General features: G+C 63.1%; 27 protein-coding genes and 1 tRNA gene. 17 read left to right on the top strand and 11 right to left on the bottom strand.

The features are described 5' to 3' along the window. Positions 1-46 precede the first annotated feature (46 nt). Entirely contained in the window at positions 47-1,261 is a 1,215-nt protein-coding gene (locus AC1RNN_RS01545; protein ID WP_493086580.1) for a DesA family fatty acid desaturase, read from the top strand. Between the two features lie 271 nt (positions 1,262-1,532). Here AC1RNN_RS01545 and rpmG read toward each other — a convergent pair whose 3' ends face one another. From rpmG to trxB, 3 genes are all read right to left on the bottom strand, one after another. Continuing rightward, the gene (gene rpmG, locus AC1RNN_RS01550) at positions 1,533-1,703 is read right to left on the bottom strand and encodes a 50S ribosomal protein L33 (RefSeq protein WP_087496788.1); all 171 of its coding nucleotides are present in this window, start codon (positions 1,701-1,703) and stop codon (positions 1,533-1,535) included. Between the two features lie 13 nt (positions 1,704-1,716). Beyond that, the gene (gene rpmB / locus AC1RNN_RS01555; protein ID WP_087496789.1) at positions 1,717-1,950 is read right to left on the bottom strand and encodes a 50S ribosomal protein L28; all 234 of its coding nucleotides are present in this window, start codon (positions 1,948-1,950) and stop codon (positions 1,717-1,719) included. 230 nt (positions 1,951-2,180) lie between these two features. Then, positions 2,181-3,131 carry a thioredoxin-disulfide reductase gene (gene trxB, locus AC1RNN_RS01560; protein WP_493086577.1) on the bottom strand — a complete coding sequence of 317 codons (951 nt, stop codon included), beginning with the start codon at positions 3,129-3,131 and terminating at the stop codon, positions 2,181-2,183. 139 nt (positions 3,132-3,270) lie between these two features. Here trxB and AC1RNN_RS01565 point away from each other — a divergent pair, with 139 nt between their 5' ends. The 9 genes from AC1RNN_RS01565 to AC1RNN_RS01605 all read left to right on the top strand — a co-directional run bounded on the left by AC1RNN_RS01565 (position 3,271) and on the right by AC1RNN_RS01605 (position 12,586). Beyond that, positions 3,271-3,945, top strand: coding sequence for a Crp/Fnr family transcriptional regulator (locus AC1RNN_RS01565; protein ID WP_493086575.1), 675 nt, complete (start codon positions 3,271-3,273; stop codon positions 3,943-3,945). Between the two features lie 48 nt (positions 3,946-3,993). Next, positions 3,994-6,324 carry a DNA translocase FtsK gene (locus tag AC1RNN_RS01570; protein ID WP_493086573.1) on the top strand — a complete coding sequence of 777 codons (2,331 nt, stop codon included), beginning with the start codon at positions 3,994-3,996 and terminating at the stop codon, positions 6,322-6,324. Between the two features lie 5 nt (positions 6,325-6,329). Further along, a complete protein-coding gene (gene lolA, locus AC1RNN_RS01575) occupies positions 6,330-6,959 on the top strand; it encodes an outer membrane lipoprotein periplasmic chaperone LolA (RefSeq protein WP_493086571.1) in 630 nt (209 codons plus the stop codon). Between the two features lie 6 nt (positions 6,960-6,965). Beyond that, on the top strand, positions 6,966-8,258 hold the full coding sequence (locus tag AC1RNN_RS01580; RefSeq protein ID WP_493086569.1) for a replication-associated recombination protein A: 1,293 nt from the start codon (positions 6,966-6,968) through the stop codon (positions 8,256-8,258). Between the two features lie 224 nt (positions 8,259-8,482). Beyond that, on the top strand, positions 8,483-9,412 hold the full coding sequence (locus AC1RNN_RS01585; RefSeq protein WP_493086567.1) for a branched-chain amino acid ABC transporter permease: 930 nt from the start codon (positions 8,483-8,485) through the stop codon (positions 9,410-9,412). Between the two features lie 13 nt (positions 9,413-9,425). Further along, complete coding sequence (locus AC1RNN_RS01590) at positions 9,426-10,511, top strand: branched-chain amino acid ABC transporter permease (protein WP_493086565.1); 1,086 nt, start codon at positions 9,426-9,428, stop codon at positions 10,509-10,511. A gap of 58 nt (positions 10,512-10,569) precedes the next feature. Then, positions 10,570-11,340 (top strand): ABC transporter ATP-binding protein, encoded by a 771-nt coding sequence (locus AC1RNN_RS01595; protein WP_493086563.1) that lies wholly within the window; start codon positions 10,570-10,572, stop codon positions 11,338-11,340. 11 nt (positions 11,341-11,351) lie between these two features. After that, positions 11,352-12,071, top strand: a complete 720-nt coding sequence (locus AC1RNN_RS01600) for an ABC transporter ATP-binding protein (protein ID WP_493086561.1) — start codon at positions 11,352-11,354, stop codon at positions 12,069-12,071. Positions 12,072-12,199: 128 nt separating this feature from the next. Beyond that, positions 12,200-12,586, top strand: a complete 387-nt coding sequence (locus AC1RNN_RS01605) for a hypothetical protein (protein ID WP_493086560.1) — start codon at positions 12,200-12,202, stop codon at positions 12,584-12,586. 50 nt (positions 12,587-12,636) lie between these two features. On the opposite strand, the gene AC1RNN_RS01610 is transcribed toward AC1RNN_RS01605, so the two are convergent. Then, positions 12,637-13,689: a CDP-6-deoxy-delta-3,4-glucoseen reductase gene (locus AC1RNN_RS01610; protein ID WP_493086559.1), complete on the bottom strand. Its 1,053-nt coding sequence runs from the start codon at positions 13,687-13,689 to the stop codon at positions 12,637-12,639. Between the two features lie 42 nt (positions 13,690-13,731). Between AC1RNN_RS01610 and AC1RNN_RS01615 the strand changes: the two genes are divergently transcribed. After that, a complete protein-coding gene (locus AC1RNN_RS01615) occupies positions 13,732-14,652 on the top strand; it encodes an NAD-dependent epimerase/dehydratase family protein (protein WP_493086557.1) in 921 nt (306 codons plus the stop codon). Here the strand turns inward: AC1RNN_RS01615 and AC1RNN_RS01620 are convergent. Then, the gene (locus AC1RNN_RS01620; RefSeq protein WP_493086555.1) at positions 14,641-15,339 is read right to left on the bottom strand and encodes a phosphatase PAP2 family protein; all 699 of its coding nucleotides are present in this window, start codon (positions 15,337-15,339) and stop codon (positions 14,641-14,643) included. The genes AC1RNN_RS01615 and AC1RNN_RS01620 overlap by 12 nt on opposite strands. An 85-nt stretch (positions 15,340-15,424) precedes the next feature. Between AC1RNN_RS01620 and AC1RNN_RS01625 the strand changes: the two genes are divergently transcribed. After that, positions 15,425-15,874, top strand: coding sequence for an META domain-containing protein (locus AC1RNN_RS01625; protein ID WP_493086553.1), 450 nt, complete (start codon positions 15,425-15,427; stop codon positions 15,872-15,874). 3 nt (positions 15,875-15,877) lie between these two features. Here the strand turns inward: AC1RNN_RS01625 and AC1RNN_RS01630 are convergent, their stop codons facing one another. The 3 genes from AC1RNN_RS01630 to AC1RNN_RS01640 all read right to left on the bottom strand — a co-directional run bounded on the left by AC1RNN_RS01630 (position 15,878) and on the right by AC1RNN_RS01640 (position 18,852). Then, a complete protein-coding gene (locus AC1RNN_RS01630) occupies positions 15,878-18,151 on the bottom strand; it encodes a xanthine dehydrogenase family protein molybdopterin-binding subunit (RefSeq protein ID WP_493086551.1) in 2,274 nt (757 codons plus the stop codon). Then, positions 18,148-18,600, bottom strand: coding sequence for a (2Fe-2S)-binding protein (locus tag AC1RNN_RS01635; RefSeq protein WP_493086549.1), 453 nt, complete (start codon positions 18,598-18,600; stop codon positions 18,148-18,150). The genes AC1RNN_RS01630 and AC1RNN_RS01635 overlap by 4 nt, the downstream gene beginning before the upstream one ends. Positions 18,601-18,767: 167 nt before the next feature. Continuing rightward, positions 18,768-18,852 (bottom strand) — tRNA-Leu (locus tag AC1RNN_RS01640). 40 nt (positions 18,853-18,892) lie between these two features. Here AC1RNN_RS01640 and cysM point away from each other — a divergent pair. The 3 genes from cysM to AC1RNN_RS01655 all read left to right on the top strand — a co-directional run bounded on the left by cysM (position 18,893) and on the right by AC1RNN_RS01655 (position 20,679). Continuing rightward, complete coding sequence (gene cysM / locus AC1RNN_RS01645; protein WP_493086547.1) at positions 18,893-19,795, top strand: cysteine synthase CysM; 903 nt, start codon at positions 18,893-18,895, stop codon at positions 19,793-19,795. A 73-nt stretch (positions 19,796-19,868) separates the two neighbouring features. Next, positions 19,869-20,420 (top strand): NUDIX domain-containing protein, encoded by a 552-nt coding sequence (locus AC1RNN_RS01650; protein ID WP_493086545.1) that lies wholly within the window; start codon positions 19,869-19,871, stop codon positions 20,418-20,420. Positions 20,421-20,451: 31 nt separating this feature from the next. Next, a complete protein-coding gene (locus tag AC1RNN_RS01655) occupies positions 20,452-20,679 on the top strand; it encodes a sulfurtransferase TusA family protein (protein WP_493086543.1) in 228 nt (75 codons plus the stop codon). An 80-nt stretch (positions 20,680-20,759) separates the two neighbouring features. Here AC1RNN_RS01655 and AC1RNN_RS01660 read toward each other — a convergent pair whose 3' ends face one another. Next, the gene (locus AC1RNN_RS01660; RefSeq protein ID WP_493086541.1) at positions 20,760-23,675 is read right to left on the bottom strand and encodes a valine--tRNA ligase; all 2,916 of its coding nucleotides are present in this window, start codon (positions 23,673-23,675) and stop codon (positions 20,760-20,762) included. A 103-nt stretch (positions 23,676-23,778) separates the two neighbouring features. On the opposite strand from AC1RNN_RS01660, the gene AC1RNN_RS01665 reads away from it, so the two are divergent. Together AC1RNN_RS01665 and AC1RNN_RS01670 are read left to right on the top strand one after the other, a co-directional pair. Beyond that, positions 23,779-24,348, top strand: a complete 570-nt coding sequence (locus AC1RNN_RS01665) for a hemerythrin domain-containing protein (RefSeq protein WP_493086539.1) — start codon at positions 23,779-23,781, stop codon at positions 24,346-24,348. Positions 24,349-24,371: 23 nt separating this feature from the next. Continuing rightward, a complete protein-coding gene (locus AC1RNN_RS01670) occupies positions 24,372-24,857 on the top strand; it encodes a cupin domain-containing protein (protein ID WP_493086537.1) in 486 nt (161 codons plus the stop codon). A 7-nt stretch (positions 24,858-24,864) separates the two neighbouring features. Here AC1RNN_RS01670 and moaC read toward each other — a convergent pair whose 3' ends face one another. Next, a complete protein-coding gene (gene moaC, locus AC1RNN_RS01675) occupies positions 24,865-25,377 on the bottom strand; it encodes a cyclic pyranopterin monophosphate synthase MoaC (protein WP_493086535.1) in 513 nt (170 codons plus the stop codon). Between the two features lie 22 nt (positions 25,378-25,399). Then, the gene (locus AC1RNN_RS01680; RefSeq protein ID WP_493086533.1) at positions 25,400-26,281 is read right to left on the bottom strand and encodes a MaoC family dehydratase; all 882 of its coding nucleotides are present in this window, start codon (positions 26,279-26,281) and stop codon (positions 25,400-25,402) included. Positions 26,282-26,307 lie beyond the last annotated feature (26 nt).

Raw genomic sequence — 26,307 nt, forward strand, 5'->3', positions numbered from 1 at the left:
CCCTGTTTCATAACTAACCAAACCTCGTTGAGAGATTGAACCGACTATGTTGTTACCTGATTGGGCTGTGCTGAACGCAGCAATCGAATGGCTGGCCCATGGCATGTGGAATATTGCCTGGTGGCAAATGGTGCTGTTCACGCTGGCCCTGACGCATGTCACCATGATCAGCGTGACGGTGTTCCTGCACCGCCACCAAGCCCATCGCGCGCTGGACCTGCACCCGATCGCGTCGCATTTTTTCCGCTTCTGGTTGTGGCTGACTACCGGCCAGGTGACCAAGGAGTGGGCAGCCATCCACCGCAAGCACCACGCCAAGTGCGAGCAGGCTGAAGATCCGCACAGCCCGCATGTTTACGGTATCAAGAAGGTGCTGTTTGAAGGTGCTGAGCTGTACCGCGCCGAGTCCAAGAACAAGGAAACCTTGGCCCGTTTCGGCCACGGCACGCCCGATGACTGGATTGAGCGCAATCTGTACACCCGCTACTCTTGGCAGGGCGTGGGTCTGATGATGATCATCGACCTGTTCCTGTTCGGTGCTGCTGGCCTGGCCGTCTGGGCCGTGCAAATGGCGTGGACCCCCGTCACCGCTGCCGGCATCATCAACGGTGCGGCCCACTACTGGGGTTACCGCAACTTTGAAGCGGCCGACCAGAGCCGCAACATTTCGCCTTGGGGCATCATCATTGCCGGCGAAGAGCTGCACAACAACCACCACACCTATCCCACCTCGGCCAAGCTGTCGGTCAAGCCTTATGAGTTCGACATCGGCTGGATGTACATCAGCATCATGCAAGCCGTTGGTCTGGCCAAGGTCAAGAAGACTCCGCCCAAGGCTGCCTATGGCGATATTCGCCCCGTGGCTGACGAGAAGACGCTGGAAGCCCTGATCGCCAACCGTTACGAGATCATGGCCACCTATGCCAATGGCGTGCGTGCTGCTGCCCGTGCCGAACTGGAAGCCATGAAGGCCCGCAGTGCCGATGCCGCCGTCATCAAGGCTGCCAAGCGCTGGATGCACCGCGACGAAGAGAAGGTGCCTGCCGCCCAAGTGCCCCAACTGGCCCAGGCTCGTGCCGCTTCGCCCGTGCTGGACAAGATGGTGACCATGCGCGAAGAGCTGCGCCAGCTTTGGCTCAACACCAACGTGTCCCGCGAACAGCTCATCCATGATCTGCAAGCTTGGTGCCATCGTGCTGAAGAGAGCGGCATTGCAGCGCTGCGTGAGTTCTCCATGAAGCTGCGGGCTGCACACGCCTGATTCGCTTCATTGCCTTGCTTGAAAGCCCGCCTTGTGCGGGCTTTTTTGTGTTCGCGCGTTTGCTCCAGATGGACCGAGCTGCACGTTTTACTCCGTGTCCCCCGGCCTTCGGCCTCCTCCTTTACCTACGTAAAACGCACAGCCCGGCCCATCTTGCGAGTGATTGGTGCGCCTGCCTGAGAACAAGGGGGCAGAGCCAACTTCCATTCCAATTGTTGAGATGTAAAAAAGCCCGCACGAGGCGGGCTCTTTTGCACAAGGCCAAACTGAATTACTTCAGCTTGATTTCCTTGTAGTCGACGTGCTTGCGAGCGACGGGATCAAATTTCTTGATCAGCATCTTCTCGGGCATGGTCTTCTTGTTCTTGTCGGTCGTGTAGAAGTGACCGGTACCAGCTGTGGATTCCAGCTTGATTTTTTCGCGTCCGCCTTTGGTTGCCATGGTGCTCTACTCCTTAAGCTTGACCACGTGCGCGCAGGTCGGCGAGCACAGAATCGATACCGTTCTTGTCGATCAGACGCAGACCGGCGTTGGAAATGCGCAGACGCACCCAGCGGTTTTCAGACTCGACCCAGAAACGGCGGTATTGCAGGTTCGGCAGGAACCGGCGCTTGGTTTTGTTGTTGGCGTGGGAAACATTGTTTCCGACCATGGGGCCTTTGCCCGTAACTTCACATACGCGTGCCATGTGGACACTCCGATAGTTCAACGGCTATTACTGTCGATCCTGGTAGCTTGAACAACAAGCCGGCCCGATCTCGCTCTAGCCTCACCTCGCCAAGAAAAGGGGTGGCGGTAACCCCCCGCCAAGGTCATTGGCGGAACTGTTGCGCTCCCGAAACGGGCAAGCCCCTCACAGGGCGAACGCAGCAAAGCCTTGAATTATAGCCGTTTTGGCCCAAAGGGCGCAAACGGCCCTTATTCCTGTTCGAGGAAACGCTGGGCGTCCAGCGCAGCCATGCAACCCGTGCCGGCGCTGGTGATGGCCTGGCGGTACACATGGTCTTGCACATCGCCGGCTGCAAATACACCAGGGATGCTGGTCTGGGTGGCAAAGCCCTTGAGGCCACCCTGGGTCACGATGTAGCCGTTTTCCAGCTCCAGCTGGCCCTTGAAGATGTCGGTATTGGGCGAGTGGCCGATGGCGATGAAGCAACCCTTGAGGGTGAGGTCTTCGGTGCTGCCGTCGTGCACGCTTTTGAGGCGGATGCCGGTCACGCCCGAGGCGTCGCCCAGCACTTCTTCCAAGGTCTGGAAGGTCTTGAGTTCAATCTTGCCGGCGGCGACCTTTTCCATGAGCTTGTCCACCAGAATGGGTTCTGCCTTGAACTTGTCGCGGCGGTGCACCAGATAGACCTTGCTGGCGATGTTGGAGAGATAGAGCGCCTCTTCCACGGCGGTGTTGCCGCCACCGACCACGCAGCAGACTTCGTTACGGTAGAAAAAGCCGTCGCAGGTGGCACAGCCCGAAACGCCGCGGCCCATGAAGGCCTCTTCGGAGGGCAGGCCCAGGTACTTGGCGGACGCGCCAGTGGCGATGATGAGGGAGTCGCAGGTGTAGGTGCCGCTGTCACCGGTCAGGGTGAAGGGGCGCTTGGTGAGGTCTACTGCGCCAATGTGGTCGAACACGATCTCGGTCTTGAAGCGCTCGGCGTGCTCCTGGAAGCGCTGCATGAGCTCGGGGCCCTGCACGCCATGCACGTCGGCGGGCCAGTTGTCCACTTCGGTGGTGGTCATGAGCTGGCCGCCTTGGGCCATGCCGGTGACGAGTACGGGGTTGAGGTTGGCGCGTGCGGCGTAGACGGCTGCTGTGTAGCCGGCGGGGCCGGATCCCAGAATCAGGACCTTGGCGTGTTTGGGAGAGGACATGTTGTAACCTTTGTGCTCGGAAAACCGGCGAGCCGGCCGTGTACAGTTCGGGGCGGCCCCAAGTGAATCAAGGTGCCGCTTGGCAGATGTAAGCCAACGATTGTAAGAAACCGGCATTCAACCTTCAGAGACCAGAACAATGGCAATGCTGAGTAACCAGGAATTGATACGCAGGGTGCCCCTGTTTGCCATGCTGACCCCGGCACAGGTGGACTCCCTGGCGGCCAATGTGGCCAAGCTGCGCATCAAGCGTGGCGCGAATGTGGTGGAGCAGGGCAAGAACTCCAATGCCTTGTTCCTGATCCTGGCGGGCCGCGCCCATGTGGTGATGGCTGACAACAAGGCGCGCGAGGTGATCGTCGCCACGCTCAAGGCGGGTGACTATATCGGCGAAATGAGCCTGATCGACAACGAGGCCCACTCGGCTACGGTGGTGGCGGACACCCAGATGGACGTGTTGGTGCTGGGCCGCGACGATTTCACGCGCTGCGTGAGCGAGAACGCGGCGATTGCGTCCTCGGTGATGCGCGGCCTGGTGCAGCGCCTGCGCAATGCGGACCAGAAAATCGTCTCGCTGGCGCTCATGGGTGTGTACGGGCGTGTGGCCAATGTGCTGCTTGATACCGCCGAGCCCAATGAAAACGGTGAATTGTTGATACGCGAGAAGATTTCCCGCCTCGATCTGGCGAAAATGGTGGGCGCTTCGCGTGAGATGGTGAGCCGTGTCATGAAGGATTTTGAAGAGCAGGGCTTTGTGCAGACTCTCAAGGACGGGGGGCTGCGTGTGTGGGAACGCCGCTCCAAGCCCCGCTGAGGTGCTGCTTTGGTCCAGAAGCCCTTGCCCCAGGCAGCGGCGAACACAATGACTTATTCACTCCATACATTGAATTCCTCGACTCCCGAGGCGAATGACCCACCCTCGGGGGCGTCGCGCTTTCTCAATGAAATTGCCCTGGTGGCTGGTTTTGTCCTGCTGCTGCTGTGGCTGATTGCGCTGCTGAGCTACGCACCGCAAGACCCCGCGTGGTCCACTTCGGGCACGGGAGCTCCCTTGCGTAACCAGGTCGGACGCTTGGGCGCTTGGCTGGCCGATGTGAGCTATTTCTCATTGGGCTTCTCGGTCTGGTGGTGCATGGCTGCGGGCTGGCGCGCCTGGTTGTCACTGCTGGCCAGCCGCCTGCGTGGCGAGGGGCAGGTGGATAGTGCTGGTGCGGGGCGTCGTGGCGCCTGGCTGGCAGGACTAGGGCTGGTGCTGCTGTTGTGCGCCAGCACCTCCCTGGAATGGTCGCGCCTGTACCGGCTGGAGGCTCTTTTACCGGGCAGCAGTGGCGGTGCGTTGGGGCAATTGGTTGGTCCCTGGGCGCTGCGCTGGCTGGGTTTTGCGGGCGCCGGGCTAGTGGCGATTGCGCTGGGGCTCTTGGGTTCAGCCATGGTATTTGGCTTTTCCTGGACGCGTACGGCCGAGCGCCTAGGGGCCTGGCTGGATTCGCTGCTGGAGTCGCGTCGCGAAAAGCGTGAAGAGGCGCAGGACCGCGAGCTGGGGCAACTGGCCGTGCGCGAACGCGAAGAAGTGTTTATCGAGGAGCGCGAGGAAGCTGTGGTGCACCAGCCTCCGCCCGCGCCCGTGGTGGTGATCGAGCCGGTGCTGGTGGAGCCGCCGCGCAGTGAGCGTGTGGCGAAAGAGCGCCAGAAGCCGCTGTTCATTGAGATGCCCGACAGCAAGCTGCCCCAGGTCGACCTGCTCGACGGTGCGCAGGCACGCCAGGAGACGGTGTCGCCTGAGACGCTGGAGATGACCAGCCGCCTGATCGAGAAAAAGCTCAAGGACTTTGGTGTCGATGTGCGCGTGGTTACGGCCCAGCCCGGCCCGGTCATCACGCGTTACGAGATCGAACCCGCTACCGGCGTGAAGGGCTCGCAGATCGTCGGACTGGCCAAGGATCTGGCGCGCTCGCTGAGCTTGGTGTCCATCCGCGTGGTGGAGACCATTCCCGGCAAGAATTTCATGGCGCTGGAGCTGCCCAATGCCAAGCGCCAGAGCATCAAGCTGTCCGAGATTCTGGGCTCGCAGGTCTACAACGAGGCCAAGAGCCTGCTGACCATGGGCCTGGGCAAGGACATTGTGGGCAACCCGGTGGTGGCCGACCTGGCCAAGATGCCGCACGTGCTGGTGGCCGGTACCACGGGCTCGGGCAAGTCGGTGGGGATCAACGCCATGATTCTCTCGCTGCTCTACAAGGCCGAGGCGCGCGATGTGCGCCTCTTGATGATCGACCCCAAGATGCTGGAAATGTCGGTCTATGAAGGCATCCCGCATCTGCTCGCGCCGGTGGTGACCGACATGAAGCAGGCCGCACACGGCCTGAACTGGTGCGTGGCCGAGATGGAGAAGCGCTACAAGCTCATGAGCAAGCTGGGTGTGCGCAATCTGGCCGGTTACAACACCAAAATCGACGACGCCAAGGCCAAGGAGCAGTTCATCTACAACCCCTTCAGCCTCACCCCGGAGAGCCCGGAGCCGCTGCAGCGCTTGCCGCACATCGTGGTTATCATCGACGAGCTGGCCGACCTGATGATGGTGGTGGGCAAGAAGATCGAAGAGCTGATTGCACGTCTGGCGCAAAAGGCGCGTGCCGCCGGTATCCATCTCGTGCTGGCAACGCAGCGCCCCAGCGTGGACGTGATCACAGGCCTGATCAAGGCCAACATTCCCACGCGCATTGCCTTCCAGGTCAGCAGCAAGATCGACAGCCGCACCATCCTCGACCAGATGGGCGCGGAGGCGTTGCTGGGCATGGGCGACATGCTCTACATGCCCAGTGGTACCGGTCTGCCCATCCGCGTGCACGGCGCCTTTGTGAGCGACGAGGAGGTACACCGCGTGGTGAACTACCTCAAGAGCCAGGGTGAGCCCGATTACATCGAGGGCGTGCTCGAAGGCGGCACTGTGGACGGTGAAGACGGCCCCGGTGGGGAGGGTGGCTTGAGCGGTGAGAAGGACCCCATGTACGACCAGGCCGTGGAAGTGGTGCTCAAGAACCGTAAGGCCAGCATATCGCTGGTGCAGCGCCACCTCAAGATTGGCTATAACCGTGCAGCCCGCTTGGTGGAAGACATGGAGAAAGCCGGGCTGGTCAGCGCGATGAGTGGCAGCGGCCAGCGCGACATCCTGGTGCCCGCACGCAACGAATGAAGCCCATGAAAAAAGTTGCTCTTGTTTTGATAGCTGCTTGCGCTCTGTCTGCGCGGGCTGGAGGCCTGGATAGCCTGGAATCCTTCGTCAAGACGGTAAAGACCGGCAAGGCCGAGTTCACCCAGGTGGTGACTGCACCGGCCAAGGAAGGCCAGGCTGTGCGCAGCAAGACATCGAGCGGCAGCTTTGAGTTTGCGCGCCCCAGCCGTTTCAAGTTCGTCTACAAAAAGCCCTTCGAGCAAACCATCGTTGCCGATGGTCAGACGCTGTGGCTGTATGACGTGGACCTCAACCAGGTGACCGCGCGCAAGCAGGCGCAAGCCCTGGGCTCCACGCCGGCCGCGCTGATTGCCGCCGCACCCGACCTCAAGAGCCTGCAGGCCGACTTCGCGCTGGCCGATGCACCCGACAAGGACGGCCTGCAATGGGTGCAGGGCACGCCGAAAAACAAGGACAGTCAGCTGCAACTGGTGCGCGTGGGTTTCAAGCAGGAGCAGCTTGCGGTGCTGGAAATCCAGGACAGCTTTGGCCAGCGCTCGGTGCTCACCTTCACGGGCTTTCAGTCCAACGCAGCGCTGGAGGCTGCCGCCTTCCAGTTCAAGCCGCCTGCCGGTGCGGACGTGGTGCGCCAGTAAACCCGCATGGCCCTGGCACCCAAACACCAGCCGCTGGCCGAGCTGCTGCGCCCGCGTTCGCTGGGTGAGGTCATAGGCCAGCAGCACCTGCTGGGTGAGGGCATGGCGCTGCGCCTGGCCTTCGAGTCGGGACAACCGCACAGTTGCATCCTCTGGGGGCCACCCGGCGTGGGCAAGACCACGATTGCGCGCCTTATGGCCGATGCCTTTGATGCGCAGTTCATCACGATCAGTGCGGTGCTGGGCGGCATCAAGGACATCCGCGACGCGGTCGAGCAGGCCCAGCATGCGCGTGACGGCCTGGAGCAGCGCCGCACCATCGTGTTCGTGGATGAGGTGCACCGCTTCAACAAGAGCCAGCAGGACGCGTTTTTGCCGCATGTGGAAAGCGGCCTCTTCACCTTCATTGGCGCGACCACCGAGAACCCTTCGTTTGAGGTGAACTCTGCGCTGCTGTCGCGTGCCGCGGTCTACGTGCTGCAGCCGCTGGATGCCGACAATTTGAAGCAGATTGTGGCCCGGGCCCTTGAAAGATCTGCGCTGCCAGCTATCGAAACCGTAGCAGAAGACCGCCTCATCGCCTACGCCGACGGGGACGCCCGGCGCCTGCTGAATACGCTGGAAACCCTGGCCGTGGCAGCGGTGCAGGAAAAAGTGCCGGAGATCACCGATGCCTGGCTGCTCAAGGTCTTGGGCGAGCGCATGCGCCGCTACGACAAGGGCGGCGAGCAGTTCTACGACACCATTTCCGCCCTGCACAAAAGCGTGCGTGGTTCGGACCCGGATGCCGCGCTGTACTGGTTTGTGCGCATGCTCGATGGCGGCGCCGACCCGCGCTACATGGCGCGCCGCCTGATCCGCATGGCCGCTGAAGACATTGGCCTGGCGGACCCGCGTGCGCTCCGTCTGGCGTTGGATGCGGCAGAGGTGTACGAACGCCTGGGCAGCCCCGAGGGAGAGTTGGCGCTGGCCGAGTGCGTGGTCTATCTGGCTGTGGCGCCCAAGTCCAACGCCGTCTACAAGGCTTTCAACGAGATGAAGGCCTTTGTGAAGAAAGATGGCACCCGCCCGGTGCCCATGCATTTGCGCAATGCCCCAACCAAGCTCATGAAGGAGCTGGATTACGGTAAAGGCTACCGCTATGCGCATGACGAGGAGGGGGGCTTTGCAGCGGGCGAGCGCTACCTGCCGGACGGCATGCCTGATACGCAGTTCTATCGACCCGTGGAGCGGGGGCTGGAGATTCGTATCGGCGAGAAGCTGAGAGAGCTGAAATCTCTCAATCAGAAGAAAAGCTAATAGTGCATGAAATGCGGCACAAGTTGCCAAATACGCATAAAAGTCGAGGGTAAACCCACCCCGACTCCCCAAGACCCGGGAATCCGACCCCGCTAGAATCCCGGCACTGCTTTAGCCTGCGACGCCGGTGAACCTGACGTGGCAGGCTTATTGCTTTCGATGGTCTAACACCACCAGTGTTGACGGCCACGGCCGTTCGCACACAAGAACAACGGAGTTTTTTTATGGATATATTGATACAGCAGATCATTAACGGTCTGGTGTTAGGTAGCATGTATGCGCTCATCGCGCTGGGCTACACGATGGTGTACGGCATCATCAACCTGATCAACTTTGCCCACGGCGAAGTGGTGATGGTGGGAGCGCTGACCAGCTGGACCATGATCGGTCTCATGCAAGACGCGATGCCCGGCACGCCCGGTTTCATCATCCTGTTCCTCGCCCTCGTCATCGCCTGCGTGGTGGCTGCGGCTCTGAACTTCACCATTGAAAAAATCGCATACCGTCCGCTGCGCAACAGCCCCAAGCTCGCGCCCCTGATCACCGCCATCGGCATGTCCATCCTGCTGCAGACACTGGCGATGATCATTTGGAAGCCCAACTACAAGTCTTACCCCACGCTGCTCCCCAACACGCCCTTTGACATCGCTGGCGCTGTGATCACCCCTACGCAGGTCGTGATCCTGGCAGTCACTGCCGTGTCGTTGGCAGTACTGATGTGGCTCGTCAACTACACCAAGCTGGGCCGTGCCATGCGTGCCACTGCTGAAAACCCACGCGTGGCGGGCCTGATGGGCGTCAAGCCGGACGTGGTGATCTCCGCGACCTTCATCATCGGCGCCGTGCTGGCCGCGATTGCCGGCGTGATGTACGCCTCCAACTACGGCACTGCACAGCACGCCATGGGCTTCCTGCCCGGCCTCAAGGCCTTTACCGCCGCAGTGTTCGGCGGCATCGGCAACCTGGCCGGTGCCGTGGTCGGTGCCATCCTGCTGGGCCTGATCGAATCCATCGGTGCCGGCTACATTGGCGCGCTGACCGGCGGTGTGCTGGGTAGCCACTATTCCGACATTTTTGCCTTCATTGTTCTGATCATCGTGTTGACACTGCGCCCCTCCGGCCTGCTGGGTGAGCGCGTGGCGGACCGTGCCTGAGGAGACCCAACACATGAAACCACAACAACGTCTGATTGCCATGCTAGTGGCCGCAGTAGGCCTGCTGGTCCTGCCCCTGATTCTGCAGAGCTACGGAAACGCCTGGGTGCGCATTGCCGACATGGCCCTGCTGTTTGTGCTGCTCTCCCTTGGTCTCAATATCGTGGTCGGTTACGCCGGTCTGCTGGATTTGGGCTATGTCGCTTTCTTTGCCATTGGTGCCTACATGTTTGGACTGATGGCTTCGCCCCATCTGACCGATACGTTCCCGATGATTGCTGCCATGTTCCCCAACGGCATGCACACGCCCCTGTGGCTGGTGATTCCGCTGGCGGCTGCACTGGCCGGCGTGCTGGGCATCCTGCTGGGCGCGCCCACGCTGCGCCTGCGCGGTGACTACCTGGCCATCGTGACCCTGGGCTTCGGTGAAATCATCCGTGTGTTCATGAACAACATGGACCACCCCGTCAACATCACCAACGGCCCCAAGGGCATTGGCCAGATTGACGCTATCCAGTTCTTCGGAATTAGCCTTGGCAAGCGTCTCAACATCGGTGGTTACGAGCTGTCCTCGGTGACGCTGTACTACTACCTGTTCCTGGCCTTGGTGGTCGTGAGCGTGATCATCTGCCACCGCCTCGAGTTGTCCCGCGTGGGCCGCGCCTGGATGGCCATCCGCGAAGACGAAATCGCAGCCAAGGCCATGGGCATCAACACCCGCAACGCCAAACTGCTGGCCTTCGGCATGGGTGCCACTTTCGGTGGCGTCTCTGGTGCCATGTTTGCCGCCTTCCAGGGCTTCATCTCGCCCGAGTCCTTCAGCCTGATGGAATCCGTGATGATCGTGGCCATGGTGGTGCTCGGCGGCGTGGGCCATTTGCCCGGCGTCGTGCTGGGTGCGGTTCTGCTGGCGGCGTTGCCCGAGGTGCTGCGCTATGTGGCTGGTCCCTTGCAGACCCTGACCGATGGCCGTCTCGATGCCTCCATTCTGCGCCAGTTGCTCATCGCGCTGGCCATGATCACCGTCATGCTGTTGCGTCCGCGTGGCCTCTGGCCTTCGCCCGAACACGGCAAATCCCTGCAAAACGCCAAAACCTGAACCTAGTAGCGCGGTGCCCGGCTGGCTGGGCGCCGCGTTGACCTGAATGGAATTCCATATGACAGATACAGTATTGAACGTCTCCGGCGTCTCCAAGCGGTTTGGCGGTTTGCAGGCCCTCAGCGACGTAGGCATCAAGATCGAGCGCGGCCAGGTCTATGGCCTGATCGGCCCCAACGGTGCTGGCAAGACCACCTTCTTCAACGTGCTCACCGGCCTGTACACGCCCGACAGCGGCAAGTTCGAGCTGGCTGGTAAGACCTACCACCCCACGGCGGTGCACACCGTGGCCAAGGCCGGTATTGCCCGTACCTTCCAGAACATTCGCCTGTTTGCCGAAATGACGGCGCTGGAAAACGTGATGGTGGGTCGCCACATCCGCACCCACTCCGGCCTGCTGGGTGCGGTGTTCCGCACCCCCGGCTTCAAGGCCGAGGAAATTGCCATCGCCAAGCGTGCCCAGGAACTGCTGGATTACGTGGGCATCGGCAAGTTTGCCGACTACAAGGCGCGTACCCTGAGCTATGGCGACCAACGCCGCCTGGAAATCGCCCGCGCCCTGGCCACCGATCCGCAGCTGATTGCGCTGGACGAGCCCGCCGCCGGCATGAATGCTACCGAGAAGGTCATGCTGCGCGAGCTCATCGATCGCATCCGCAAGGACAACCGCACCATCCTGCTCATCGAGCACGACGTGAAGCTGGTCATGGGTCTGTGCGACCGTGTGACCGTGCTGGACTACGGCAAGCAGATTGCCGAAGGCACGCCTGCCGAAGTGCAGAAGAACGAAAAAGTGATTGAGGCCTACTTGGGCACGAGCGGCCACTAAGGACAAATAGCATGACAACCCAGACTCTGCTCAAAGTAAAAGGCCTCAAGGTCGCGTATGGCGGCATCCAGGCCGTCAAGGGCGTGGACTTTGAAGTCCACGAAGGTGAATTGGTCTCCCTGATCGGCTCCAATGGCGCCGGCAAGACCACCACCATGAAGGCGATCACCGGCACCCTTGCCATCAACGCTGGCGACATCGAATACCTCGGCAAAAGCATCAAGGGCCAAGGCCCCTGGGACCTGGTCAAACAGGGCCTGGCCATGGTGCCCGAAGGCCGTGGTGTGTTCACCCGCATGACCATCATCGAAAACCTGCAGATGGGCGCCTACATCCGTAGCGACAAGTCCGCCATCGCTGATGACATGGAAAAGATGTTCACCATCTTCCCGCGTCTGCGCGAACGCAAGGACCAGCTCGCCGGCACCATGTCTGGTGGCGAGCAGCAAATGCTGGCCATGGGCCGTGCGCTCATGAGCCGTCCCAAGGTGCTGCTGCTCGACGAGCCCTCCATGGGGCTGTCGCCCATCATGGTCGACAAGATCTTTGAGGTGGTGAAGGACGTCTACGCCCAGGGCGTGACCGTGCTGCTGGTCGAGCAGAACGCCAGCCGTGCGCTGTCCATCGCCAACCGCGGCTATGTGATGGAGTCGGGCCTGGTCACCATGACTGGCAAGGCCTCCGACATGCTGGTCGACCCCAAGGTGCGCGCCGCCTACCTGGGCGAGTAAGCACCACCGACATCCCGGATACACGCTGTTACCGGCGTTTGCATTCGGGATGTCGTGCCCCCGACTCCGGGGCACGTTGTAGGGGCATGGAGCCTTTCCATGCAACGCAAACCCTACAGGAGTTCCCCATGAAGAAGATGCACGCAGTACTTACCGCCCTGGTGTTGGCCGCCACGGGCATGGCTTTCGCCCAGACTGCACCCGCTCCCAAGGACCCGCTGGCCACGCCGCGCATAGACCAGCGCGAAGCCAATCAGGACAAACGGATTGACCAAGGTACGGCCTCCGGCCAGCTGACTCCACGTGAGCAACGCCGCCTTAATCGTGGCGAGGCTCGCATCGACAAGGCCGAAAACCACGCGGCAGCCGATGGCAATGTCACGTCCCAAGAACGCAAACGGATTCGCCACATGCAGCGCGCCGAGAGCCGGGACATTGCGCAGCAAAAGCATGATGCACAGGTAGACCTGAACCACGACGGCAAGCGTGACCGCAAGCTGGGCGGCAAGCTCTGAGACCTGCGTAGGCTCAAGGCCCGCACACCGGACGGTATGCGGGCTCTTTGCTATGCAGCGGCCTTGTCGGCCTCCGAGGTAAAGGCGTCGGCAAAGAACTCTTCCTCGGGCAGACCGGCCAGCGCGCAGAAATCCCTGCGCGCCGAGTCCACCACGATGGGCGCGCCACAGGCATAGACCTGGTGGCCGCTCAGGTCGGGTAGGTCGGCCAGTACGGCTTGGTGCACAAAGCCGCTGCGCCCGCTCCAGCCGTCCTCGGCCTGGGCGTCGGACACCACGGGTACATAGCGCAGATGCGGCATCAGCGTCTGCTGGGTCTGCAGCCAGGCATCCATATAGAGATCGGTTGGGCGGCGCCCGCCCCAATAGACCGTGACCGGGCGCGTGATCGCCTGGGCCTGCATCTGTTCCAGCAGTGCCTTGATGGGCGCAAAGCCGGTGCCCGAGGCCAGGAACACCAAGGGTTTGTCTGATTCCTCGCGCAGGAAGAAAGAACCGTATGGCCCTTCGATACGCAGAATCTCCTTCTCCTTCATCGCACCAAACACATGGTCGGTGAACTTGCCGCCAGGCATATGGCGGATATGCAGCTCCAGCGCATTGGCCTGGCCCGGTGCGCTGGCCATGGAGTAGCTGCGGCGCGCGCCATCGCGCAGGATGAACTCCACATACTGGCCGGCGCGGTACAGAAAGCTGTCGTTGGCGGGCAGCTGCAGATTGAGCAGCATCACATCGGAAGACACACGCGTCATGGTCGTCACGCGCGTGGGCATCTTCTTGATGGGCAGGGCGCCTTGCTCAGTGACCTGGCGAGACTCCAGCACCACATCGTTTTGCGGTTTGGCGCAGCAGGTCAGCACCAGGCCCTGGGCCATTTCTTCGGCGCTCAGTGCCTTGGCCTGGTGCGGGCCGTGTACTACTTCGCCACTGATCTTGCGGCACTTGCAGGAGCCGCAGGCGCCGTCCTTGCAGCCATAGGGCAGGCCTATGCCCTGGCGAATGCCGGCGGCCAGAATCGTCTCGTCGGCACTGGCATCAAAGGCCCGTCCGCTGGGCTGCACGGTGATGGTGAAGGCGGGGGTGCCCTCGGGGGAAGCGCTCATCTTTGGGTATCCTACTGACACAGAAAACGTCAACCCTCAATTTTGCCTTCAAACCAGAATCCCCTCGGCGCGCTGCCTGCGCGCTTCCGCCGTCCGCGCGTACTGGTGCTGGGCTGCGGCGATGTCGGCATGCGCCTGCTGCACGCCCACGCAGCCCAAGGCCGCTGGCTGGCCGCCACCTCCAGCCCGGAGCGCGTCGCCACGCTGCGCGCCCAGGGTGCCACGACCTTGCTGCTCAACCTTGACCAGCCCGCCACCCTGCAGCGCCTGGCCGGCCTGGCCCAGCGCGTGGTCTATCTTGCGCCCCCGCCCTCGGAGGGCTGGACCGACCCGCGCGTGCTGGCGCTGAGTCGTGCGTTGCGCCGGCGCAGCGCGCCGGTCAGCGCCGTCTACGCCTCTACCAGCGGCGTCTATGGCGACTGCCAGGGCGAATGGGTGGCCGAGACGCGTGCGTTGGCACCGCAGACGCCGCGTGCCCAGCGCCGCGTGCAGGCCGAGTACGCCATGCGCTTCTGGGGTCGCAGCGCGGGCGTACCGGTCTCACTATTGCGCATTCCGGGCATCTACGCGCCCGATCGCGTTGGCGGTACGCCGCAGGCCCGCCTCACCAAAGGCACACCGGTACTGCTGGCCGAGGAAGACGTCTACACCAACCATATCCACGCCGACGACCTGGCCCGCGCCTGCTGGCGCGCTCTCTGGCTGGGCGCGCCGCAGCGCGCCTACAACGTCAGCGACGACTCCGAGCTGAAGATGGGTGACTACTTTGACCTCGCGGCCGACCTTTATGGCATGGCGCGCCCGCCACGCGTCTCGCGCAGCACGGCGCGCGCTGAACTACCGGTGATGCTGCTGAGCTTCATGGACGAATCACGTCGCCTGCGGAACGCGCGCATGGTGCAGGAGCTGCGCCTGCGCCTGCGCTACCCCACGGTGCACATGGGTCTGCGTTCAGGCGTTTGAGGCGCGGGCTTCGTGCCAGCGGTAGGCGCGCCACAGGCCTTGCCAGACCAGCCAGCTGCTGGCCAATGTGATGGGGTAGGCCCAGAGCACATCGCTGAACCAATGTGCCACATCGGACATGCGCGCAAAGCCGACGAGCAGGCCTACACCCGTGCCACCCACAGCCCAGGCCAGCGCGCGGCGGCGGTGCACCAGCAATAGCGTGCTGAAGAAGAAACCGCAGGCCACATGCCCACTCACAAACGAGCAGTTGTTGTCGCACTGGTCGGTCATGACGGTGGCGCGGGTGAACTGTTGGGTGCCGCCAAAGTTCTGCACCTGGTAAGGGCGGGCGCGTTGCCAGTTGTCCTTGAACACCGCATTCACCACCACACCGGGGCCGGCAATGCCGGCCAGTACCACAAAGGCCAGCGGCAGGCGCCAGGCCTTCCAGTGCTGGCTGAAGGTGACCACCAGCCAGCCCACAAAGCACAGGCCCAGCAGCACCCGGAAGATGGCCGGCACATAGAGATTGATGTCTTCCACCCACCACCAGTGGATCGACGCGATGGCCGGCGTGTCGCCCGTGAACAGGCCCGCCATCGCAATGTCCACACCGGGCCAGACCGTGGGCACTAGTGCGGTGGCGATGGAGAGCAGCAGCAGCACAGTGAACAGGCGTGGGGTGGTCGTGGGGGCGGTCTGCATGGAATGGAGCACTAACAAAGCACCGGATTGTGAGGCAATTCCACGAATGTTTAAGATGCTCGCTTCAGCTTTACCCCGCACCAGCATGGCTTATTCACGCATCTCCTCCCTGTTACTGGCCGGCGGCATCGCCCTGGCCTTGAGCGCTTGTGTGGTGCCACCTGCCGAGCAGACCCCACAGGTCACGGCCTCGGGCGCTGCTCTGGTGGGCAAGGAATGGGTGGCCGTGCAGATTGCCGGTGTGGACAAGGTGACGGAGCCCGCGCCCCGCCTGCGCTGGACCGCGCCTGAGCAGGTCGCTGGTTCGGGTGGTTGCAACAACTTTTTCGGGCGTGCCGTGGTTCAGCAGGGCGCATTGCTCATAGGCCCGCTGGGCGCCACCGGCCGCATGTGCCTGGCCTTGCCGCAGGGCGGGCAGGAGGACCGCTTCTTCAAGGCGCTGGAGTCGGTGCGTACCGTGCGCCAGAGCGGTGACGAGCTGGTGCTGGAAGACGGCGCAGGCCAGTTGCTGCTGCGCTTCAGCGCCAAGCCCTGAGCTTCAGGCCGCCTTGACGAGCGGCAGGCTGCGCTGGCGCTGGCCTGTCAGCGCAAACAGTGCATTGGCTACTGCCGGGGCAATCGGCGGTACGCCGGGTTCTCCCACGCCGCTGGGGGGCCGTGTGCTGGGCACAATCCAGGTCTGCACCACGGGAGCCTGCGCCAGCTGCACCATGGGGTAGCTGGGGAAGTTGCTTTGCTGCACCACACCGTCCTGGATCTGGATCTGGCCGTGGAGTGCCGCCGTCAGTCCGAAAACCACCGCACTCTCCATTTGTTGGGCGACGGAGTCCGGGTTGACCACGGTCCCGCAATCGATGGCGCAGACCACGCGGTGCACCCGGGGTATGCCGTCCTGGAGCGAGACCTCCGCAATCTCTGCCACCACGGAGCCAAATGACTCATGGAGGGCAAGGCCCAGTGCCCGGCCCTTGGGCAGGCTGCTGCCCCAGCGGGCCTTGTCGGCGGCCAGTTGCAGCACGGCTGCGTAGCGTGGTGCATTCTTCAGCAGGGCCAGGCGCATGCCCAGCGGATCCTGCCCGGTGGCATGGGCCAGCTCGTCCATGAAGGACTCGGAGAAGAACGCATTGTGCGAATGCCCCACCGAGCGCCAGAAACCAATGGGCACTTCCATATGCGTGGCCACATGGGCCATGTGTTGGTTGGCAAAGTCGTAAGGCAGGTCAAACAGGCCTTCGGCCGTGGTCTTGTCGGGCATGTCCACGGGGCCAGAAAGCGCGGGCAGCCCCCGCGCCATCCAGCGCGGGCTGATGGCGTCACCCGCCGACTTGATGCGCAAGCTCTGGATCTGCCCCTGCGCGTCGACGGCAGCCCGCAGGTGGGCCACATGCATGGGGCGGTAGAAATCGTGCGTCATGTCCTCTTCGCGTGACCACACCAGTTGCACCGGGTGGCCTTCACACGCCAGAGCCACATGCACAGCTTGCGCGACGTAGTCCACCTCCAGTCGCCGGCCAAAACCGCCGCCCAGCAGGGTGACATGCAAGACGACCTTGTCGGTATCTACCCCCGCCGCTTTGGCGGCCGCAGCACGTGCCATTTCAGGCACCTGGGTGGGGGCCCAGACCTCGACCTTGCCGTCCTTCAGCTGGGCGGTGCAATTCATGGGCTCCATGGTGGCGTGGGCCAAGTAGGGGGCGTGGTAGTCGGCTTCCACCGTGCGGGCTGCGCCAGCTTCTGCGGCGCTGGCGTCGCCACGCTCGTAAAACGCAAAACCGTCCTCCGCCTGCAGTGCGGTCTGCAACTGTGCGCGTATCTTTTCACTGTCGAGCGCGCCATGTGGCGGCGGCGCCCATTGCACCTGCACCGCCTGGACGGCTTGGCGCGCATGCCAGGTGGTTTTAGCCACCACGGCCAGTCCTGCGTTGGTGCCGGCCAGTGCGGGCAGGGCGAGCACTTTTTCCACGCCGGGCAGGGCCATGGCGGCCTGGCCGTCCATGCTGGCCACGCTGCCGCCCAGTTGGGGCGCCAGCCGTATCGCCGCAAACCGCATCTCCGGCAGGCGTACATCGATGCCAAAGCGGGCGGTGCCGTTGACCTTGGCAGGTATGTCGGTGCGCGCCGTGGGTTTGCCCAGCAGGGTCCAGTCCTGGCGGTCCTTGGGCGAAACCTGGGAGGGTTTGAGGCCCGCTGCTGCAGAGGCCAGTTCGCCAAAGTGGGCCGACTTGCCGGAGCTGTGGCGGACCACACCGTTGTCAATGGTGAGTTCGGCACGCGGCAACTGCCACTGGGCGGCGGCGGCATCCAGCAAGCTGGCCCGCGCCACGGCAGCGGCCATGCGCAGGGGCTCCCAGGCATCGGCAATGCTGGACGAGCCCCCGGTGGCATTGATGCCCAGCTCTCGGGCAATCTTGCCCACCAGCCATTGGCCTACGCGCACCTTGGTGGTAGGAGATTCCCCTTCGGCCTCCAGCGGATGAAAGGGCAGGGTGGAGGTGAGCATGACCACATTGCCGTACAGCGTGTCGGGGCCGGCCTGTTGCAGCTGCACCTTGGCCAGCCCAATGTCCAATTCTTCGGCCGCCAGCATGGCCAGACCAGTGTGCACACCCTGGCCCATCTCGCTGCGCGGCATGGCCAGCACCACGTGCCCGTCGCGTGTGATCTTGATCCAGCCGTTGAGTCCCACTTCCCCCTCGGTGGGCAGCATCAAGGTGCCATCGCCCATGCGGGAGCGCGCGGGCATGACACCCCAGCCCACCACCAGGGCACCGGTAGCGCCCAGGGCGCTGAGCAGCCAGGTGCGGCGCTTCATGCGGCACCCCCGGCAGCGCGGTGAATGGCCGCGCGCACACGCTGGTAGGTGCCGCAGCGGCAGATATTGGTCATGGCCTCGTCAATGTCGGCATCGGTGGGTTTGGGCTTGCGGGCCAGCAGGGCTGCGGCGGCCATCAGCATGCCGCTCTGGCAGTAGCCGCACTGGGGCACCTGTTCTGCGATCCACGCCGCTTGCAGTGCGTGCAGCTTGTCGGGTGTGCCCAACGCCTCGATGGTTGTGATCTTCTTGCCCTCCAGCGCACCGACCGGCATGACGCAAGAGCGGACGGCCTCACCATCGATGTGGACGGTGCAGGCCCCGCAGGCCGCGATGCCGCAGCCAAACTTGGTGCCGGTCATGTTGAGCCTGTCGCGCAGCACCCAGAGCAGGGGCATGTCGGGTGGCGCATCGGCGCTGACCGTCTTGCCGTTGATGTGCAGGTCCATGGGGATTCCTTGGCAGAGATGCAGTGCGGGCATCATAGGCGCGCATGCTGGCCCCGGGGTGTCCCATTGGGGAAGGCATGGGGAAAGTCCCAAGGGGTTTTAGAGTGCTGCCCGCAGGAGAACGGACAAGAAAAAAGCCAGAACGCTGAAAGCGTCTGGCTTGAATCTGGTGCCCGGGGCCGGAATCGAACCGGCACGCCTTGCGGCGGCGGATTTTGAGTCCGCTGCGTCTACCAATTCCACCACCCGGGCAGGTCTGAGGAAAGATTGAAATTATGGCACATTTAAGGGCATGAATTACCCGACCATTGAAGACGCCATCGGCAAGACGCCCCTGGTGGCCCTGCAGCGCATCCAGTTTGACGACAACCAGGCCCGCAACAACGTGGTGCTGGGCAAGCTCGAAGGCAACAATCCCGCCGGTTCGGTGAAAGACCGGCCCGCGCTGTCCATGATCCGCCGCGCGCAGGAGCGTGGTGACATCAAGCCCGGCGATACGCTGATTGAAGCCACTTCCGGCAACACCGGCATCGCGCTGGCCATGGCTGCCGCCGTCAAGGGCTACCGCATGGTGCTCATAATGCCGGAGGACTTGTCCATCGAACGCGCCCAGACCATGAAGGCTTTTGGCGCCGAGCTCATCCTCACGCCCAAGAGTGGCGGCATGGAGTACGCCCGCGACTTGGCCGAGCAGATGCAGCGCGACGGCAAGGGCCGGGTGCTGGACCAGTTTGCCAATGGCGACAACCCGCGCATCCACTACGAGACCACCGGCCCCGAGCTGTGGGAGCAGACTGGTGGACGCATCACCCACTTTGTGAGCGCCATGGGCACCACCGGCACCATCACCGGCGTGTCGCGCTTCCTCAAGGAAAAGAATCCAGCCATCCGCATCATTGGTGCCCAGCCGTCCGAAGGGTCGCGCATTCCCGGTATCCGCAAGTGGCCCGAGGAATACCTGCCCAAGATTTACGACCCCAAGAATGTGGATGAACTGGTCTACGTGAGTCAGGCTGACGCCGAAGATATGTGCCGGCGCTTGGCGCGCGAGGAAGGTATTTTTGGCGGCATCTCGGCGGCCGGCGCCTGCTGGGTGGCGCAGGAGATTGCCAAGCGGGAGAAGGACGCGACCATCGTGTTCGTGGTTTGCGACCGCGGCGACCGCTACCTCTCCACCGGGGTGTTTCCGGCGTAATTTGTAAGAAATATGGCGCTAGCCCGCGTGGAATGTGCGCGAGCAGCTATTGGTTTAATAGCAAAGGAAGCTTGTGTCAGCGCAATTCAAGTTCTGCCCGCAGTGCGCCACGCCCCTGCAGCACATCACCCTGGCCGAAGACGGCGGCGACAAGACCCGCCTGCGCTGCCCGGCTTGCGAGTTCACGCACTGGAACAATCCCACGCCGGTGCTGGCGGCGGTGATCGAATACCACGGCCAGGTGCTGCTGGCGCGCAATGCGGCCTGGCCTGGCAAGATGTATGCGCTGATCACCGGTTTCATGGAGGCCGGCGAGACGCCCGAGGAAGGCATCACCCGCGAGATTGCCGAGGAAACCAGCCTGGCAACGCATTCGCTCAAGCTACTGGGCGTCTATGACTTCCAGCGCATGAACCAGGTCATCATTGCCTACCACGCGGTCTGCGATGGCGAGGTGAAACTCAGCCCCGAGCTGGTGGACTACCGGCTCTACGACCTGCAAGACGTGAAGTGCTGGCCCGCGGGTACCGGCTACGCGTTGGCCGAGTTCCTGCGTTCGCGTGGGCATGAGCCGGAGTTCATCGACCCGGTGTGGCGCCAGGACGCCGAGAAGCTGGCCGAATAAAATGGCAGCCAACGCCTGAAAGCACGATTGCATGACCACCGACAAAGAAATCGACACCAGCGGCCTGAACTGCCCGCTGCCCATCCTCAAGGCCAAGAAGGCGCTGGCTGAACTGCTGAGCGGCCAGACGCTCAAGGTGGTGGCGACCGACCCCGGTTCGCTGCGCGACTTCCAGGCCTTTGCCAAGCAGACGGGCAACGAATTGCTGGAGCAGGAGACAGTGGGCGCGCAATACATCCACGTGCTGCGCCGCCGTTAATCCTTGACAACCCTCAACAAAAACGCCGCAGGGTTTCCCGTGCGGCGTTTTGTTTTTGGCAGGCCCGCTTGGGGCCGCTATCAGCCCAATCGGGCCAGTTGTGCTTGTACTTTTTCCAGGGTCGCCGCAAAGTCGGCCACGCGCTTGCGCTCCTGTTCCAGCACGGCGGCAGGGGCCTTGGCGACAAACGCTTCGTTGTTGAGCTTGCTGCTGGCCTTGGCGATCTGCTCTTCCAGGCGCGTCACTTCCTTGCCCAGACGCAGTTTCTCGGCGGCCACGTCCACTTCCACAAACAGGCAAACGCGCGCCTCGCCAACCACGGCCACGGGGGCGGACTGGGCGGCGGCTTGCCAGCTGGCTTCGTCGGCAAAGACCTTGACTTCGCTGAGCTTGGCCAAGGCTTGCAGCACGGCGGCAGAGGATTGCAGGAAGGCACTTTCGGCCTCCGTCTGCGCCACCACGAACAGCGGCAGGCGGGTGGCGGGCGACACGTTCATCTCGCCGCGCAGGTTGCGGCAAGCATCCACCAGGGCCTTGAGTTTGGCGACGTGGGCGATGGAGGCCTCGTCGATGCGCTCGGGCTGGCTCACCGGGTAGGCGGCGATAGACACTGACGCACCATCACGGCCGGCCACTGGCGCGACCTTTTGCCACAGCTCTTCGGTGATGAAGGGCGTGATGGGGTGCAGCAGGCGCAGGATGACTTCGAGCGTGCGGATCAGTGTGCGGCGGGTGGCGCGCTTCTGCGCGTCGTTGCCGGTGTTGATCTGCACCTTGGCGATTTCCAGGTACCAGTCGCAGAACTCGTTCCATACGAAGTCGTAAATCGTGTTGGCGACGTTGTCCAGACGATAGTCGGCAAAGCCTTGTGCCACTTCGGCTTCGGTTTTCTGCAACAGCGAGACGATCCAGCGGTCGGCCTGGCTGAACTGCAGGTATTCGCCGGTGGCGCATTCGGCCGCGCTGTGCTCCTTCAGCCCGCAGTCGTTGCCTTCGCAGTTCATGAGCACAAAGCGCGTGGCGTTCCACAGCTTGTTGCAGAAGTTGCGGTAGCCCTCGCAGCGCTTGCTGTCGAAGTTGATGCTGCGGCCCAGAGAAGCGAGTGCCGCAAAGGTGAAGCGCAGCGCATCGGCACCGTAGGCGGGAATGCCTTCAGGGAATTCCTTCTCGGTGTTCTTGCGCACCTGGGGCGCAGTCTCAGGCTTGCGCAGGCCGGTGGTGCGCTTGTCCAGCAGGGGTGCGAGCGAGATGCCGTCGATCAGGTCGACCGGGTCCAGCACATTGCCCTCGGACTTGCTCATCTTCTTGCCCTGTGCATCTTTCACCAGGCCGTGGATGTAGACATGTTTGAACGGCACACGTCCTGTGAAGTGCGTGGTCATCATGATCATGCGCGCGACCCAGAAGAAGATGATGTCGTAGCCCGTCACCAACACGCTGCTGGGCAGGTACAGGTTGTAGTCGTCGGTGGCGCCGGTGCCTGCGCCTTCGTTGCCCCAACCCATGGTGCTGAAGGGCACCATGGCAGAGGAGTACCAAGTGTCCAGCACATCGGGGTCGCGCTTGAGCGTCTTACCGGGGGCTTGGGCCTGGGCTTCGGCTTCGTTGCGGGCCACATAGACCTTGCCGTCTTCGTCGTACCAGGCCGGAATCTGGTGGCCCCACCAGAGCTGGCGGCTGATACACCAGTCCTGGATGTTGTTCATCCACTGGTTGTAGGTGTTGACCCAGTTCTCGGGGACGAATTTCACCTCGCCGCTCTGTACCACGTCGATGGACTTTTGTGCGATGGACTTGCCGGTGGCGTCCCCCTTGCCCACGGTGTTCATGGCCATGAACCACTGGTCGGTCAGCATGGGCTCAATCACCTGGCCAGTGCGCGCGCAGCGGGGCACTTGCAGCTTGTGCTTCTTAACTTCGACCAGAAAGCCGCCAGCCTCCAGATCGGCTACTATTTTTTTGCGCGCCACAAAACGGTCCAGGCCCTGGTAGGGCGTGGGGGCGTTTTCGTTGATCTTGGCGTCCAGCGTCAGCACGCAGATCATGGGCAGCTTGTGGCGCTGGCCCACGGCGTAGTCGTTCTGGTCGTGTGCGGGCGTGACCTTCACCACGCCGGTACCAAAGGCCTTGTCCACGTAGTCATCGGCAATCACCGGGATCTCGCGGTCGCACAGGGGCAGCTTCACCATCTTGCCGATGAGGGCGGTGTAGCGCTCGTCCTCGGGGTGCACCATCACGGCCACGTCGCCCAGCATGGTCTCGGGGCGGGTGGTGGCCACGGTGATGTCACCGGAACCGTCAGCCAGCGGGTAGCGGATGTGCCACAGCGAGCCGTCTTCCTCCTCGCTCTCCACCTCCAGATCGCTCACCGCGCTCATGAGGATGGGGTCCCAGTTCACCAGGCGCTTGCCGCGGTAGATCAGACCTTGCTCGTAGAGCTGCACAAAGGTTTCGGTCACCGTCTTGGACAGCTTGGGGTCCATGGTGAAGTATTCGCGGCTCCAGTCCACGCTGTCGCCCATGCGGCGCATCTGGCCGGTGATGGTGTTGCCGGATTTTTCCTTCCACTCCCACACCTTGGCGGTGAAGGCTTCGCGGCCCAGGTCGTGGCGGCTGATCTTTTGCTCCTGCAGTTGGCGCTCCACCACGATCTGCGTGGCAATGCCGGCGTGGTCGGTGCCCGGAATCCAGGCGGTGTTGAACCCGGCCATGCGGTGGTAGCGGGTCAGGCTGTCCATGATGGTCTGGTTGAAGGCATGGCCCATGTGCAGCGTGCCCGTCACATTGGGCGGCGGCAGCTGGATGGCAAACGCGGGCTGGCCGTCCTGCGGGGTCTGGGTGCCGCGGTAGCCCGCTACGCCATAACCGCGCTTTTCCCACTCGGGGCCCCAGTGCGCTTCCAGCGCTGCGGGCTCAAAAGACTTCGGCAGGGACTGCAGGCCGGGCTGTTCGGGGGCTGCAGGGGCGGGCGTGGGGGTGTTGGCTTGGTCAGACATGGGGTTCTCTTGGGAGGACCCGCGATTTTACCGGTCCAAAGCCCTCCTGCCCCTGTGGGGCGGGACCCTGCCGGATAATCGTTTTCAGACACTTTTTCATCCCATGGCCACTGTTTCTTTGCCCACGCGCGCCATCCCCGGCCTGCACACGCCCGGTGTGGGTTGGGCGCAGCCCTTTGAGATGCTGCGCGCCTGTCACGAACGGGTACAGCGCATGCTGGATTTGCTGGGCCGTTTGCGGTCGCATGTGGCACAACACGGGGCTGACAACAATGCTGCGCAGGCTGCGGTGGATGTGATGCGCTATTTCGACCAGGCCGCCCCCTTACACCATCTGGACGAAGAGGAGCAGGTTTTTCCCCTGGCGCTGGCAGAGGGGGATACAGCGGTTCAGAGCGCCGTGGCCCGGTTGCAGCAAGAGCATGGCGTGATGGAGTCCGCATGGCAGTCGTTGCGTGCCGGATTGCTGCGCCTGTCCGACTCACCCCCGCCGTCCCGGGGCTGGACGGACGCGTGGTGCGCCAGCGCTGCCGTAGAAGACTTTGCCGGCCTCTACCAGGCCCATATTGCGCTGGAAGAAGGCCTGATCTACCCCTGTGTCGAATCCCGACTCACGCCCGCACTCAGCGAGGCCATGGGCACAACCATGGCGCGCCGTCGCGGGGCGGTCTGAGTATTGTTTAGCTGGAGCACCGCATGTCCACGTCTACCCCGCGCCCTGTTGCCGTGCTGGCCACCGAGGTGGCGCCACGGACCAAACCGTCCAACTACCCCGAGCCCTTTGCTTCGCGCATGGCCGGGCGCGAGAAACGCCAGTTGGGTGACGTTTTTGGTCTGAGTAACTTTGGGGTGAACCTGGTGCGGCTGACGCCGCATTCGGTGTCGGCGCTGCGTCATGCCCACACCCTGCAGGACGAGTTCATCTATGTGCTGCAGGGCCATCCCACGCTGCATACGGACGAGGGGCTCACCGTGCTGGCACCCGGCATGTGTGCGGGTTTCAAGGCTGGCACCGGTAACGGGCATTGCCTGCGCAACGAGACCGATGCCGAAGTGCTGTACCTGGAAGTGGGTGATCGCACGCCAGGTGACGAAGGCAGCTACCCGGACGATGACCTGAAAGCCCTGTTGTTGGCGACGGGGCAATGGCGCTTCGTGCACAAGGACTGCACCCCGTACTAAGACAGGCTCAGACTGTGGGCGGCGCCAGGTAGGTGCCCGATTTGCCACCGTGCTTTTCCAGCAGGCGTACATCGGTCATCACCATGCCCTTGTCCACGGCCTTGCACATGTCGTAGATGGTGAGCAGGGTGATCTGCACGGCGGTGAGGGCTTCCATTTCCACGCCGGTGCCACCGGTGGTCTCGGCAATCGCCAGGCATTGCACCGCGGGCAGGGTGCTGGCGGTGGCGGGCACCACTTCAAATTCGATGGCTACGCGCGACAGCATGATGGGGTGGCAGAGGGGGATGAGGTCGCTGGTGCGCTTGGCGGCCATGATGCCGGCCACGCGCGCCACGCCCAACACGTCGCCCTTGGCGGCCTGGGCGCTTTGGATCAGGGCCAGCGTGGCGGGCTGCATCTGGATGCGGCCGCCAGCCACGGCCTTGCGGGCGGTCAGCGGCTTGCCGCCGATGTTCACCATGTGGGCGTCGCCCTTGGTGTCGAAATGGGTGAGGGCAGAGGGGTTGCTGTCGGTCATGGTCAATCCTGTGGGCAATACATCACAACAGACGCAGCGTGCCGGCGATGTGCGGCTCGCCGCTGGGCTGGACATTCAATACAAAGCGGGTCGCACCCGCGTCCTGTGCCGTATATAGGGCCACTTGGCCAGGAATCAACAGGGGGCGTTTGAAGCGCAGGTCCAACGCCAGTGGCGCATCAGCCGGCAGATTTTGTTGCAGCAGCGCCAGGCAGCGCGCGGCACTGAACATACCATGCGCAATGGCGCGCGGATAGCCAAACAGGCGCGCCGTGAAGGCGCTCACATGGATGGGGTTCCAGTCGCCCGAGGGAGCGGCAAACCGGCGCCCGGCATTGCCGGCCACGGCCCATTGCGCGACTGGTTCGCCCCAATCAGGTTCACTGCCATCGGCCACGGGTTTCTTGCCGCTCTTGCTGCGCGCCATTGGCGACAGAAAGGTACTGGTTTCGCGCCAGGCGACGCTGCCATTACTGTTCAGCGTGGTCTGGATGGTGAAGGACTGGCCGCGCTCGGTATTGTCGATGCCATCCAGCATGCAGTGCATATCCACAGTCTCACCGTTGGCAATGGGGCGCAGGCTCTCGATGGTGTTGCTCCAGTGCACCAGGCCCAGCAGGCGCAACGGAAAGCGCGCGTGGCTCATGATGGCCATGTGCAGGGGCATGGCCATGGCATGCAGGTACAACAGGGGCAGGGTGCCGGTGTCGGGCAGGCCGCAGACGGCGCGGTATTGGGCCAAGCGGGTGGCATTCGCCTGTGCGCCCTGCCAGTGGGCGTCAAAGCGGATGCCCTGGAGGGTGGGCGCCACCTGTGTGTGGCGGCCGGCACACAGGCTGCGCACCAGAGCGCCGCCGTTGCGCGGCTGCGTCCGGTACTGAAGGGAGATGGGGGCTTGGGACATGGTGCCCGCCATTGTGCATGGCGCCC

This window comes from Rhodoferax sp. GW822-FHT02D07, assembly GCF_058802405.1.

Bases quoted from the DNA above. Each gene is read 5' to 3' on its own strand.
- AC1RNN_RS01585 (WP_493086567.1), top strand. From the start codon at position 8,483: ATGGATATATTGATACAGCAGATCATTAACGGTCTGGTGTTAGGTAGC.
- AC1RNN_RS01670 (WP_493086537.1), top strand. From the start codon at position 24,372: ATGTCCACGTCTACCCCGCGCCCTGTTGCCGTGCTGGCCACCGAGGTG.
- AC1RNN_RS01635 (WP_493086549.1), bottom strand. From the start codon at position 18,600: ATGGACCTGCACATCAACGGCAAGACGGTCAGCGCCGATGCGCCACCC.
- rpmB (WP_087496789.1), bottom strand. From the start codon at position 1,950: ATGGCACGCGTATGTGAAGTTACGGGCAAAGGCCCCATGGTCGGAAAC.
- cysM (WP_493086547.1), top strand. From the start codon at position 18,893: ATGAATTACCCGACCATTGAAGACGCCATCGGCAAGACGCCCCTGGTG.
- trxB (WP_493086577.1), bottom strand. From the start codon at position 3,131: ATGTCCTCTCCCAAACACGCCAAGGTCCTGATTCTGGGATCCGGCCCC.
- AC1RNN_RS01580 (WP_493086569.1), top strand. From the start codon at position 6,966: ATGGCCCTGGCACCCAAACACCAGCCGCTGGCCGAGCTGCTGCGCCCG.
- AC1RNN_RS01545 (WP_493086580.1), top strand. From the start codon at position 47: ATGTTGTTACCTGATTGGGCTGTGCTGAACGCAGCAATCGAATGGCTG.
- lolA (WP_493086571.1), top strand. From the start codon at position 6,330: ATGAAAAAAGTTGCTCTTGTTTTGATAGCTGCTTGCGCTCTGTCTGCG.
- AC1RNN_RS01660 (WP_493086541.1), bottom strand. From the start codon at position 23,675: ATGTCTGACCAAGCCAACACCCCCACGCCCGCCCCTGCAGCCCCCGAA.
- AC1RNN_RS01565 (WP_493086575.1), top strand. From the start codon at position 3,271: ATGGCAATGCTGAGTAACCAGGAATTGATACGCAGGGTGCCCCTGTTT.
- AC1RNN_RS01665 (WP_493086539.1), top strand. From the start codon at position 23,779: ATGGCCACTGTTTCTTTGCCCACGCGCGCCATCCCCGGCCTGCACACG.
- rpmG (WP_087496788.1), bottom strand. From the start codon at position 1,703: ATGGCAACCAAAGGCGGACGCGAAAAAATCAAGCTGGAATCCACAGCT.
- AC1RNN_RS01625 (WP_493086553.1), top strand. From the start codon at position 15,425: ATGGCTTATTCACGCATCTCCTCCCTGTTACTGGCCGGCGGCATCGCC.
- AC1RNN_RS01620 (WP_493086555.1), bottom strand. From the start codon at position 15,339: ATGCAGACCGCCCCCACGACCACCCCACGCCTGTTCACTGTGCTGCTG.
- AC1RNN_RS01630 (WP_493086551.1), bottom strand. From the start codon at position 18,151: ATGAAGCGCCGCACCTGGCTGCTCAGCGCCCTGGGCGCTACCGGTGCC.
- moaC (WP_493086535.1), bottom strand. From the start codon at position 25,377: ATGACCGACAGCAACCCCTCTGCCCTCACCCATTTCGACACCAAGGGC.
- AC1RNN_RS01595 (WP_493086563.1), top strand. From the start codon at position 10,570: ATGACAGATACAGTATTGAACGTCTCCGGCGTCTCCAAGCGGTTTGGC.
- AC1RNN_RS01590 (WP_493086565.1), top strand. From the start codon at position 9,426: ATGAAACCACAACAACGTCTGATTGCCATGCTAGTGGCCGCAGTAGGC.
- AC1RNN_RS01680 (WP_493086533.1), bottom strand. From the start codon at position 26,281: ATGTCCCAAGCCCCCATCTCCCTTCAGTACCGGACGCAGCCGCGCAAC.
- AC1RNN_RS01570 (WP_493086573.1), top strand. From the start codon at position 3,994: ATGACTTATTCACTCCATACATTGAATTCCTCGACTCCCGAGGCGAAT.
- AC1RNN_RS01600 (WP_493086561.1), top strand. From the start codon at position 11,352: ATGACAACCCAGACTCTGCTCAAAGTAAAAGGCCTCAAGGTCGCGTAT.
- AC1RNN_RS01655 (WP_493086543.1), top strand. From the start codon at position 20,452: ATGACCACCGACAAAGAAATCGACACCAGCGGCCTGAACTGCCCGCTG.
- AC1RNN_RS01605 (WP_493086560.1), top strand. From the start codon at position 12,200: ATGAAGAAGATGCACGCAGTACTTACCGCCCTGGTGTTGGCCGCCACG.
- AC1RNN_RS01610 (WP_493086559.1), bottom strand. From the start codon at position 13,689: ATGAGCGCTTCCCCCGAGGGCACCCCCGCCTTCACCATCACCGTGCAG.